The sequence below is a fragment of the Acidobacteriota bacterium genome (assembly GCA_020853395.1).
Taxonomy (GTDB): Bacteria; Acidobacteriota; Vicinamibacteria; order Vicinamibacterales; family SCN-69-37; genus JADYYY01.
Genome location: JADYYY010000016.1, coordinates 125,516 through 137,356, shown reverse-complemented (window position 1 = coordinate 137,356; position 11,841 = coordinate 125,516). Strand labels below are relative to the sequence as shown.

Genomic DNA, 11,841 nt, shown 5'->3' with positions numbered 1-11,841 from the left:
ATGAAGATCGGCAGCGCGCACGCCCGCCGACCTATCCCTCTCCCGTGCCGACCGTGATCGGCGGCAGCGTGAGCGGACGCTGGAGGCGCGGGTAGACGGCACCGAGCAACCCGGCGCCGGTGAGCGCGCCGGCCAGGGCGGCCAGCGCGTAGAGCTTGCCCTCGCCGATGTTGACGAACATCGGGCCCGGGCACATGCCGGCCATCGACCAGCCCACGCCGAAGAGCAGACCGCCGACCAGGGTGCCGCGCGTGAACGCCTTGCGCTCGATCGCGAGCGGGCGGCCCGCGATCGTGCGGCCGCGCCGCTTCAGCAGCCACAGGCCGGGTGCCGTGACGAGCACCGCCGTGCCGATGATCCCGTAGAGCTGAGTGCTCTGGAACAAGAACATCGCCTGGATGAAGTCGTAATCGGCCGCGCCCGATCGGCTGAGGATGAACCCGAAGACCGTGCCGAGCACGAGATACAGCATCGCGCTCAGCCGAACAGCACGCGATAGACGAGGTGCGTCGTCACCGCGCCGCTGCCCATGAAACCCAACGTCGAGACGAGGCTCGGGGCTTCGAGGTTCGAGAGGCCGAAGATGCCGTGGCCGCTCGTACAGCCGCCGGCGAGCCGCGTCCCGAAGCCGATGAGCAGGCCGCCGGCGAACATCCAGGCGAGCTTGCCCGCGGGGCCCCATTGGACGATCCGGTCGAACATGCCCAGATCCCACGTCGGCGCCCAACCGCCGCCGACGAGGGCCGACAGCGCGCCGCCGAGCACGAGGCCCGCGAGGAACGGCAGCCGCCAGCGCCGCGCGCCGAGCAGCGAGCCACGCCGGAAATACGGCAGCGGCAGCGCCAGACTGCAGAGGTCTTCGAACCCGGTCGAGATGCCCAGGCGGCGGTTGCCGACCCAGAGCAGGACCAGCGTCACGGCGGCGATGCCCGCGCCTGCGAGCGCCCAGTGCATGGGCGCCAAGTCATGAAGGATGAGCGTCATCGGTCTTCGGCCATTGTGCCGTCCCCGGCCGGAGGTCTGCAACCGGCCTCAGGGTCACAGGGCCGCGGCTCGCTTGACCATGAAGCCAAATCGTGCGAGCGTTTCCCCCACTCCCGTATCTCGGTGCCGGCCCGCCGCGGCGTGCCGCAGCCTGTCCGAAGGAGGCGACTGTGAGCGACCAAGGTCATCCCCCTCAGCGTCCGGGCCTGACCCGGCGAGACTTCGTGTCGACGGCGGCCGGCGCCGCAGGCTTCATGATCGTGCCGCGCCGCGTGCTCGGACGCGGCGTCCAGGCGCCGAGCGACACGGCGAACGTCGCGATCGTCGGCATCGGCGGCATGGGCGCGTCGAACGCGCAGAACCTGATGAGCCACAACATCGTGGCGATCTGCGACGTCGACAACACGCTGCTCGAGAACAAGCTCAAGCAGTGGCGCGACCGCGTCTACCCGGCCGCCGCGCCGGCGGCGGCCCGCCCTGCGGCGAGCGCGCCGGCGGCGCCGGTGTCCGCGTACCGGAGCTTCGGCCCGTCGAAGGCGCAGCAGGCCGCCAACGCGAAGTGGGCCGCGCCCGATCCGTCCGCCACGCTGAAGCGCTTCGTCGACGAGCAGATGCCCAAGGTGGCGAAGTATCGCGACTACCGCGAGATGCTCGACAAGCAGAAGGACATCGACGGCGTGGTCGTCGCCACGCCGGACCACATGCACGCCATCATCGCGTCGGCGTCGATGAGCGCCGGCAAGCACGTGTACGTGCAGAAGCCGCTCTGCTGGTCCGTGCACGAGTGCCGGCACCTCGTGAAGCAGGCCGCGGCGAATCCGAAGCTCGTCACGCAGATGGGCAACCAGGGCCACTCGCAGGACGACGCGCGGCGCGGCCAGGAGTACATCCGGGGCGGCGCGCTCGGCGACGTCACCGAAGTCCACGTCTGGACGAACCGGCCGCTCGGCTACTGGCCGCAGGGCGTTCCGCGCCCGGCGGCGATGCGCGGCGACGCCAGCAAGCTGAGCTGGAACAACAACGGCGTCAACCAGCGGCTCGCCGCGGCGATGGGTCAGTACCCCGTGCCGGACGGCCTCGCCTGGGATCTCTTCCTGGGCGTGGCGCCCGAGGTCGAGTACCACCCGATCTATCACCCGTTCAACTGGCGCGGCTGGGTCGACTGGGGCCAGGGCGCGCTCGGCGACATGGGAGCGCACCTCGTCGACCATCCGGTGTGGGCGCTCGATCTCGGGCTGCCGACGTCGATCGAGACGATCGCGACGCCGTTCAACGGCGACACGTATCCGGCCGCGACCATGACCTACTACGAGTTCGCGCCGCGGCAGGGCAAGCCGGCGGTGAAGATGGTCTGGTACGACGGCGGGCTCATGCCGCCGCGTCCCGAGGAGCTCGGCGACGAGCGTGTCGATCCGGCGGGCGGGATTCTGTACATCGGCACCAAGGGCAAGATGGTGCAGGAAACCTACGGCCAGAAGCCGCGCCTGCTGCCGGCCGAGCGCCACAACAGCTACGGCCCGCCGAAGGAAACGATGGACCGCGTGCCGCACGAGTCGCACGAGCTCAACTGGGTGAACGCCATCCGGGGCCGCGACACGATTTCGTGCCCGTTCAGCTATGCCGCGCATCTCAACGAGATCATGCTGCTCGGCGTCGCGTCGCTGCGGGCCAAGACCAAGCTCCACTACGACGGCGCCCGGATGGAGGTCACCAACAGCCCGGCCGCCGGCCAGTTCCTGACGCGCGCGTACCGTCGGGGGTATTCGCTCTAGCGCATTCGAGAGACGCGCGCCCGAGGCAGGTCGTCGCGGGCGGACGAAGGTTCTGATTCGTGAGGTTCGGAAGGAGTGCAGTCATGCGTGTGAAGTTGATGATCGCCGGCCTGCTGGCCGCGGCCACCGCCTCGGTGTTCGCGCAGCAGCCGCAGGCCCAGTTCCTGGGACGATGGAATCTCCGGGGCGTCGCGCCCGACACCAACCTGATCTACTGGCTCGAGGTCACCGAGAAGGACGGCAAGCTCCACGGCATGTTCCTCGATCGGTCGGCGCACGCGACGCCGGTCGCCTCGATCAGCGTTCAGAATGGCGAGCTGGTCTGGCAGAAGGGCGCCGGCGAGGGCACGCTCGACAGCCCCGTGCGCCCGTGCGGCCCGATCTACCGCGCGAAGGTCGAGGGCGGCAAGCTCGTCGGGCAGCACGAGCTGCCGGGACCGCCGTGCGCGCCGAATCCGAACGCCGGCCGGGGACGGGCTGGCGGCGGTGAAGCCGGCGCCGCGCCGGCCGCCGGCCGCGCCGCCGCCGCACCCGCGGCTCCGGCCCCTGCCCCGGCCCCGCGCACGATCAAGTGGGTGGGCACCCACCAGCCGGTCTGGCCGTACGCCAACGCCAACGGCATCCACACGTACGGCAAGCCGGTCGTGATCGTCGGCCCGGGTGCGGGGCAGGAGGCCTGGACCGGGTTCACGCCCGACACCTGGCAGACCGAGTGCGTGAACCGCTGGACGTTCACGAACGGCACGATGAAGAACGCCGTGCCGGGCCCTGGCGAGAAGCCGACCTGCAACATCTACACGAAGGAGAAGTTCAAGGACTTCAAGGTCGAGGCCGAGCTGAACCTCGACGAACGGCAGAACAGCGGGTTCTACATCCGCGGCCGCTACGAGCTGCAGCTTTCGCTCGGCGCGATCGGCGGCGCCACCGCCGGCCGGCAGAGCCTCGGCGCCATCTACGGATGGAAGGCCGCCGACTTCTACGCCGGCAAGCCCGCCGGCGAATGGCAGAAGCTCGAGGCCATCGTCGTCGGCAACCGGATCTCGGTGTGGTTCAACGACGTCCGGATCCACAACAACGCCGAGCTGCCCGCCTTCACCGGCGGCGCGCTCGACAACGACGAACTGGCGCCCGGCCCGCTCATGATCCAGGGCGACCACTCGCTCGTGACCTTCCGCAAGATCCTCGTCACGCCGATTACCAAGGCAGGAGCCTAGTCATCGGGGCATCGGATCATCGGGTTATCGGGACATCGGGGCGGACCATCGGAACTCCCCGGCTCGATAGCCCGTTGATTCGATGCGACGTCCCGCTGAGCCGGTGACCGATGACTCGACGAGCAGCTCGCCGGGCCATCGGATCATCGGGTTATCGGACCATCGGGCTATCGGATCGTCGGGACATCGGGGCGAACCATCGGGACTGCCGATGCTCGATGTCCCGATGATCCGATGATCCGATGCGATGTCCCGCTGAGCCGCTCTCCCGATGCCCCGATGCGCTGGGTCAGATCGCCGAGACGGAGGTCTGCCGCCGTTCGCGTACGGCCACCGCGAGCTCGGTGAGGAGCGGTGCGGTGGCCTCCCATTCGAGACAGCCGTCCGTGATGCTCTGGCCGTAGACGAGCGGCTGGCCCGGAGCGACGGCCTGTCGCCCCCCGACGAGAAAGCTCTCCAGCATGACGCCAAAGAGCGCGCGGCTGCCGCGCCCGATCTGATCCGCCAGGTCGCGCAGCACGATCGGCTGCCGGCGAGGATCCTTGCCGCTGTTCGCGTGGCTGCAGTCGACCATGAGCCGCGGCGGCAACCCGGCCGCGCCGAGCTCCTCGGCCACGTGCTGCACGTGCGCCTCCGAGTAGTTCGGTCCGCTCGTGCCGCCGCGCAGGATGATGTGGCAGTCGGGATTGCCGTTCGTCGCGACGATCGCCGCCAAGCCCTGCTTCGTGACGGAGAGGAACTGGTGCGGATGCGCCGCCGATCGCACCGCGTCGATCGCCACCTGCACGGATCCGTCCGTCGCGTTCTTGAACCCGACCGGCATCGACAGCCCGGACGCCAGCTCGCGATGGACCTGGCTCTCCGACGTGCGTGCACCGATCGACCCCCACGACACGAGGTCCGCGAGGAACTGCGGCGTGATGGGATCCAGGAACTCGGTGGCGGCGGCGAGCCCGAGCGCGTTGACGCTCAGCAGGAACCGGCGCGCGATCCGCAGCCCCTCGTTGATCGCGAAGCTTCCGTCGAGGTGTGGATCGTTGATGAGCCCCTTCCATCCGACGATCGTGCGCGGCTTCTCGAAGTAGACGCGCATGACGATCAAGAGGTCTTCGCCGAGCGCGTGGCTGACCTCGGCGAGCCTCGTCGCGTACTCGAGCCCGGCCGCCGGATCGTGCAGCGAGCAGGGCCCCACGACGACGAGCAGGCGATCGTCGCGGCCATGAAGGACGTCGGCGATCTGCTGGCGCGTGCGCGCCACGAGCGTCGACACTGCCTCTGTCGTCGGCACCTCCTCCAGCAGAATCGCGGGAGGAATCAGCGGCTTGAGCTGCCGGATCCGGAGGTCATCGGTGCGGTGGATCATCGGTATATACCTTTTATCTTAGCCGCCCTGCGCCCACGGTCCTGGTCCCGGGCGTCCCTGGTCCTCGGTTCGGACCTGATCCCGGGCTAGAGGGCCGAGACCGGCTCCTTCCGGTTGATCTTGTTCACGAGGTCGTGGCCGATGACCGACTGGATCTTCGTCCAGAGCACGGGGTTGCGCGCGCGCAGGCTCGACAGTTCGTCGAGCGGCCATTGCACGACGTCGACCTCGCCGACCGCGTCGGCGTCCGCGTTCGCCGGCTGGCCGGTGATGAGGCTCATCTCCGCCACGAAGTAGCCGGCGGGCAGCTCGGCGACGGCCTCGCCGCGGCGCGTGATCCGCACCACGCCCTCCATCACGAAGTAGAGCGCGTCCGGCACCTCGCCGTCTCGCGCCAACCGGACGCCGCGCAGCCGCGTGCGCCGGCCCTGCCGCCACCACCGCAGGAATTCAGGCGGCGTGAGCGCCGCGAAGTGGCGTTCGTAGAGCGCGCGCAGATCGGCCGGCAGCGACACGGCGCGGCGCTCGTGGAGGATGCGCGCCACCCACGTGGCGTTGACGCCGACGAAGAGCAGGTTCCACGCCGCGATCGCCGGCACGCCCATCCGCCACGCGTAGAACCCGATGAGCGACTGCGCGCAGGCGAGCAACCCGCGCAGCCACAGGATGTCGCGCGCGACGAGCGCGGCGAGCATCAACGCGTAGCCGACGTGGACGAAGGCGGCCGTCATCGGCGGCTATCATAGTGCCCCGCCTGCCGACGGACGGCCGCGACGTCCACTCGCATCCGTTCAGTACCGGTAGTGCTCGGGCTTGTACGGACCGTTCACCGGCACGCCGATGTATCGGGCCTGCTCGTCGGTCAGCCGCGTGAGCTTCACGCCGAGCTTCTCGAGGTGCAGCCTCGCGACCTCTTCGTCGAGGTGCTTCGGCAGCATGAGGACGTTCCTGCCGATCTTCTCCGCGTTCGCGTGCAGCTCGAGCTGCGCGAGCACCTGGTTCGTGAACGACGCGGACATCACGAAGCTGGGGTGGCCGGTGGCGCACCCAAGGTTCAGGAGACGCCCTTCGGCGAGCACGAGCACGCTGTGGCCGTCCGGGAACTGCCACTCGTCGTACTGCGGCTTGATGGTGTTCCGGACGATGCCGGGCACCTTTTTGATGCCAGCCATGTCGATCTCGTTGTCGAAGTGGCCGATGTTGCCGACGATGGCCTTGTCCTTCATGCGGGCCATGTGGTCGACGGTGATGATGTTGAAGTTGCCGGTGGCCGTGATGAAGATGTCGGCCTTCTCCACGACGTCGTCGATGGTGACGACCTCGTAGCCTTCCATCGCGGCCTGGAGGGCGCAGATCGGGTCGATCTCGGTGATCACGACACGGCATCCCTGGCCCCGCAGTGCCTGCGCGCACCCCTTGCCGACTTCGCCGTAGCCGAAGACCACGGCCAGCTTGCCGCCGAGCATGACGTCGGTGGCGCGGGCCAGGCCGTCGGGCAGCGAGTGGCGGCAACCGTAGATGTTGTCGAACTTGCTCTTCGTCACCGAGTCATTGACGTTGATCGCCGCGAAGAGCAGCGACCCGTTCTTCTTCATCTCGTAGAGCCGGTGCACGCCCGTGGTCGTCTCCTCCGAGACGCCGCGAATCCCGGTCGCCACGCTGGTCCAGACGCCGGGATGGCGTTCGAGCTCGACGCGCAGCGTCTCGAGGATGACGCCCCACTCCTCCGGCTCGGCCGCCGGATCGAACGCCGGCACCCTGCCGGCCTTCTCGAACTCGTAGGCCTTGTGCACGAACAGCGTCGCGTCTCCGCCGTCGTCGACGATGAGGGTCGGCCCGCTGCCGTCGGGCCAGAGCAGCGCTTCCTTCGTGCACCACCAGTAGTCGTCGAGCGTTTCACCCTTCCACGCGAACACGGGAATGCCGCGCGGCGACGCCGCCGTGCCGCCGGTCTCGGGGCGTCCGACGACGACCGCCGCGGCAGCATGGTCCTGGGTCGAGAAGATGTTGCACGAGACCCAGCGGACGTCGGCGCCGAGCGCGTCGAGCGTCTCGATCAGCACCGCCGTCTGGATCGTCATGTGCAGCGATCCCATGACGCGCGCGCCGGCGAGCGGCTTGTTGCCCGCGTACCGCGCGCGAAGCGCCATCAACCCGGGCATCTCGTCTTCGGCGAGGCGAATCTCCTTGCGGCCCCACTCGGCGAGGTTCAGGTCGGCGACCTTGTACGGCAGCCGTCCGGCCTGGCGGGCGAGATCGAAGGGGTGGTGTTGAGCGACAGCAGTGGACATTGACTCTCCTTCTCAGGCGCGGGTGTCGGCCCGCGCGTCTTCAGGTTTCTCTGCGACCGCCGCGAAGAGCGCGGGGCCTTTGGCCTCGTCGGCCGGCGGCAGCGGGTACATCGCAAGCGACGGGAAGCCCGCCTGTTCGGCGAACCTCCGCAACTGATCCTCCGAGAATCCCAGCCAGACGTGCCCCATCTGCTGGCGGTACTCCTCGCGCTCGTGCGGCGCCATGTCCACGACGAGCAGCCGCGCGCCCGGCTTGAGCGCGCGGAACGCCTCAGCCAGCGCCGGCACGGGCGACGGCAGATGGTGCAGCACGAGCACCATCAGGGCGGCGTCGAGCGTCGCCGCGGCGATCGGCAACGCTTCGAGCGATCCGCGCCGCAAGTCGACGTTGGGAAACGACGCCGTCCGGCGGCGCGCCGCGGCGAGCATCTCGTCCGAGGCGTCGACGCCGATCACCGTGCGGACGTGCGGCGCGAGGAGCGACACGATCGCGCCGGTGCCGCAGCCGAGATCGCCAACCGTCCAGGCCGCCGGCAACAGCGCCATGAGCGCGTGCACCGTCGTCGCGCGGCCGAACAGCTCGTCGCGCAGCCGATCCCACTCGCCGGACGACGAGGCGAAGAAGCGCTGCGACGCTTCGCCGCGCCGCGCCAGCACCGCGGCCAGCCGCCGCGCATCCTGCTCGATGCCAGGCCGGCCGGCGAACTGGGCCCGCGTCAGCTCCCACAGCTCGGCGTGGCCGGAGGCCGCCGCGATCGCCAGCGCGTAGTAGCGGCTCGTGCCGTCGCGCCGCGAGGTCACCCAGCCGGCGTCGGCGAGCGTCTTGAGGTGACGGCTGACCGTGGATTGGGGCAATTGGAGCACCGCGCAGAGCTCGCCGACCGTCAGCTCGTGCTGCTCGAGCAACCAGAGCATTCGGCAGCGCGTCGCGTCGGCGAGCGCGGAGAACGAATCGAGCAACGGCAGCGCGGGCGTCGTCATCAATCCGATAATCCGGATTTAATGATACTGACGACGCCCCGGGCGGTCAACCCGGCAATCAGGGGCCGATTTGCTGAGTGGCGCCGGCCCCGCGCCTGGCCGATTCGAGGAGCCGCTGCGCCAGCGGCAGGCTCACCTCGCAGCTCGGATCGTTGATGCGGCATTGCGCGACCGTGAGGCCGCAGCCGCACGTGCAGCGATCGGTGTTGAGCGTCTTCAGCAGCGCTTCCTTCTCGGCGGCCGGCAGCCCCGTCATGTCGATTCCGGGACTGGTCGTGGCGAACGCGGCGTTCGAGAGGAACACCTGGCCGCTGTCCGGCACCGTCTCGACGGTGGCCTCGGTGAAGAGCCCGGCGAGCGCCCGGATCTCGTGCTCCGTTCGGGCCGCCGGCAGCGCCCCGATGTGACGCTGCACCATCTTGCCGTCAGGGTTCACGACGAACGTGGACGGCACCGCCGGGATGCCGCCGAACGCGGCCTCGAGCGCGCGCGATGACATGACGATGGGATAGTTGACCTTCAGGTTGGCGGCAAACGCCCGGACTTCGTCGGCGGGCCGCTCGTCGATCGACACGCCGAGCACGACCGCCCAGTCGCGGTAGTACTCCTGGAGCCCGACGAGCATCGGGATCTCCTCTCGGCAGGGCCCGCACCAGGTCGCCCAGAAATTGACCAGCACCACCTTGCCGCGCAGGCTGTCGTTCGTGATCGTCCGGCCGTCGAGATCGGTCAGGCGCAGCGCCGGCAAATCCACGGGCCGGTCGGACCACTGCAGCGTCACGCCGGCGCCCGCGGTCAGCGGCGCGCGCCCGCCGCGGCCGGCTTCCGAGTCGATGAGCCGCTTCGTGAGGCCGAACGCGAGCAGGCCCGCGACGGCCACGCCGCTCAACACGATCAGGACGGTTCGTCGCATGTCAGGGCACCCGGAGCCGGTCGGGACGAACGATCAGATGGTCCACGAAGAACTCGAGCATGCGCGTCATCGGCACGCCGCTGTGCCCGAGGTCCGGGCCGACCTGCACCTCGACGCTCTTGCCCATCCTGGCGAGCACGTCCAGGAGCTGCAGCGAGTTGCTCGGATGCACGTTGTTGTCGGCGGTGCCGAAATAGAGGAGCAGGCGACCGCGCAGATTTCCAGCGTAGCGCATCACGCTCCCCTTGTCGTAGCCGTCGCGGTTCTCGTCGGGCAGCCCCATGTAGCGCTCCGTGTAGATCGAGTCGTACAGGCGCCAGTCGGTGACGGGCGACGAGGCGGACGCGGCCGCGAAGAGTTCCGGGTACCGCACGAGCGCCATGAGCGCGACGTAGCCGCCGTACGACGTGCCGTGGATCCCGATGCGCTGCGGATCCACGTACGGCCGTGCCGCGATCGCGCGAAGGCCGGCGGCGATGTCGTCGACCTCCGTCTGGCCGAGCTTGCGATACAGGCTGTCGAGCGTCCGCCGGCCGAGGCCGGGCGCCGCGCGCGTGCCGAGCGTCACGACGAGAAACCCGAGCTCCGCCCGAACCGGCGGCACGTCGAAGGTCTCGCCCGGCGTGAGGCTCGCGTCCTCCGGCCCGCCGTACACCGAGAGCAGCACCGGGTACCGGCGCGACGGATCGAACGTGCTCGGAAACGCGATCGTGCCGTACAGCGGCGTCGCACCGTCGGCCGCCGTGAACGTGAACTGCTCCAGCCGCGCGAGCTTCAAGGCGTCGAACTTCTCGAGGCTCGCGACGCCGAGCGTCGCGACGATGCCGCCGTCGGCGGCCGAGACGATCCGGCTCGCGGGCGGCCGCTCGTGCGTCTGCGCGACGTCGACGAACAGACGGCTGTCGGGCGAGATCGTGACGCGGTGATGGAACGCCGGATCCGTCAGCCTTCGATCGTCGCTGCCGTCGAGCCGCACGCGATGGAGCTGCGCCTTGAGCCGGTTGTCGCCGTCGTTGGCCATGTAGAACATGACGCCGGCGGCCTCGTCGACCTTGAGCAGCGCACCGGCATCCGTGCCCGTGCCGCGCGTGAGCGGCGTCAAGAGCCGGCCGGTGACGTCGTAGAGGTAGTAACGGCGCCGCCCGTCGCGGTGGGAGGCCCAGATGAAACGGCGGCCGTCGGCGAGGAGCCGGAACGTCGGCCGATGCTCGACCCATCCGCTCGGCCACTCCTCGCGCACGAGGACGCGGCAGCGGCCGGTGTCGGGCGCGCAGCCGACGAGCTCGAGCGTGTTCTGCAGGCGATTCGTGCGGTGCATCCGCACCTCGCTGCCGTCGGGCGCCCAGTCGACGGCGAACACGTAGTGACCCAGGACGTCGTCGGCGAACGGCCGGCCCTCCCGCACGTCCATCGTGATCGTCCGGCGCGACGCCAGGTCGTACACCAGCACGTCGGCGACGGGATTCGGGCTGCCGGCTTTCGGGTACGCCTCGACGTCGACCGTGTCCTGGAGCGCCGTCTGGTCGAGCAGCACGTAGTAGTCGCGGACGCGGCGCTCGTCCATGCGGTAGAACGCGACGCGCCGGCCGTCCGGCGCCCACCAGATCGCCGTCACCTGGTCGAGCTCCTCACCGTAGACCCAGCTCGCCGAGCCGTACTTCACTCGGCTCGCCTCGGACCCATCCGTCGTGACCGCGACTTCACCGGAGCCGTCGGCGCGGCTGACGATCAGGTTCCGATCGCGGTAGAACGCCTTCATCGATCCATCTGGCGAGGCCGCGCAGGCGCGCTGCCGGCCGCGGTCGACGGGCACGCGCGGACACGGATCGGCCGTCGAGCTCGCGGCGAGCGCCGGCGACGGCGCGGCGTCGTCGGTCTCGCTCGCGGTCTCGAGATCGAACCGCCGCACTCGGCCATCGCGGCGATACCGCACGGATCGGCCGTCGGGCGCCCAGACGACCTCCTGCGCGCCGGGATCGACCACCCCGCCACGCATCGCCTCCTGCATGCGGGCGTAGGCGTCGTAGCCGGGCAGCGTGGGGAGACGATCCTGCGCGACGCGCCCGGACGCCACCGGCGCCGCCATCACGACCGCCGCGAGCATCGCGGCGGCGCCCGTTCTCCATCCGACCCGTCGTCTCTTCATGAGTCCTGTGCCTGCGGCCCGTCCGGCGCGCGCGGTGCACGGTGCGCGTCCGGGCCGCCGCCGTCGCTGCTCCCGTGTCGCCCGGATGATCGCACTTCGCCGGCTGGTGTCCAACTCAGCGCGCCCGCCGCCGAACGCAAGACCGCGTTCCTTCGTGTCGCTCGTCTGGGCTGCATG

At 69.8% G+C, this 11,841-nt stretch carries 10 protein-coding genes; 2 read left to right on the top strand and 8 right to left on the bottom strand.

The genetic code is table 11. The annotated features are described in order from the left end of the window. Positions 1-31: 31 nt before the first annotated feature. Positions 32-472, bottom strand: a complete 441-nt coding sequence (locus IT184_15405) for a YeeE/YedE family protein (GenBank protein ID MCC7010193.1) — start codon at positions 470-472, stop codon at positions 32-34. 5 nt (positions 473-477) lie between these two features. Further along, positions 478-984 carry a YeeE/YedE family protein gene (locus IT184_15400; GenBank protein MCC7010192.1) on the bottom strand — a complete coding sequence of 169 codons (507 nt, stop codon included), beginning with the start codon at positions 982-984 and terminating at the stop codon, positions 478-480. 170 nt (positions 985-1,154) lie between these two features. Here IT184_15400 and IT184_15395 point away from each other — a divergent pair, with 170 nt between their 5' ends. Together IT184_15395 and IT184_15390 are read left to right on the top strand one after the other, a co-directional pair. Then, complete coding sequence (locus IT184_15395) at positions 1,155-2,756, top strand: Gfo/Idh/MocA family oxidoreductase (GenBank protein MCC7010191.1); 1,602 nt, start codon at positions 1,155-1,157, stop codon at positions 2,754-2,756. An 83-nt stretch (positions 2,757-2,839) separates the two neighbouring features. Then, on the top strand, positions 2,840-3,970 hold the full coding sequence (locus IT184_15390) for a DUF1080 domain-containing protein (protein ID MCC7010190.1): 1,131 nt from the start codon (positions 2,840-2,842) through the stop codon (positions 3,968-3,970). 289 nt (positions 3,971-4,259) lie between these two features. Here the strand turns inward: IT184_15390 and IT184_15385 are convergent, their stop codons facing one another. From IT184_15385 to IT184_15360, 6 genes are all read right to left on the bottom strand, one after another. Further along, a complete protein-coding gene (locus tag IT184_15385; protein MCC7010189.1) occupies positions 4,260-5,333 on the bottom strand; it encodes a 3-deoxy-7-phosphoheptulonate synthase in 1,074 nt (357 codons plus the stop codon). Positions 5,334-5,419: 86 nt separating this feature from the next. Further along, positions 5,420-6,064 carry a cyclic nucleotide-binding domain-containing protein gene (locus tag IT184_15380; protein MCC7010188.1) on the bottom strand — a complete coding sequence of 215 codons (645 nt, stop codon included), beginning with the start codon at positions 6,062-6,064 and terminating at the stop codon, positions 5,420-5,422. A gap of 60 nt (positions 6,065-6,124) precedes the next feature. Further along, complete coding sequence (locus tag IT184_15375) at positions 6,125-7,624, bottom strand: adenosylhomocysteinase (GenBank protein MCC7010187.1); 1,500 nt, start codon at positions 7,622-7,624, stop codon at positions 6,125-6,127. Between the two features lie 12 nt (positions 7,625-7,636). Further along, positions 7,637-8,605, bottom strand: a complete 969-nt coding sequence (locus tag IT184_15370) for an ArsR family transcriptional regulator (GenBank protein ID MCC7010186.1) — start codon at positions 8,603-8,605, stop codon at positions 7,637-7,639. 58 nt (positions 8,606-8,663) lie between these two features. After that, positions 8,664-9,518 (bottom strand): TlpA family protein disulfide reductase, encoded by an 855-nt coding sequence (locus tag IT184_15365; GenBank protein ID MCC7010185.1) that lies wholly within the window; start codon positions 9,516-9,518, stop codon positions 8,664-8,666. A gap of 1 nt (position 9,519) precedes the next feature. Next, entirely contained in the window at positions 9,520-11,664 is a 2,145-nt protein-coding gene (locus IT184_15360) for a DPP IV N-terminal domain-containing protein (protein MCC7010184.1), read from the bottom strand. Between the last annotated feature and the right edge of the window lie 177 nt (positions 11,665-11,841).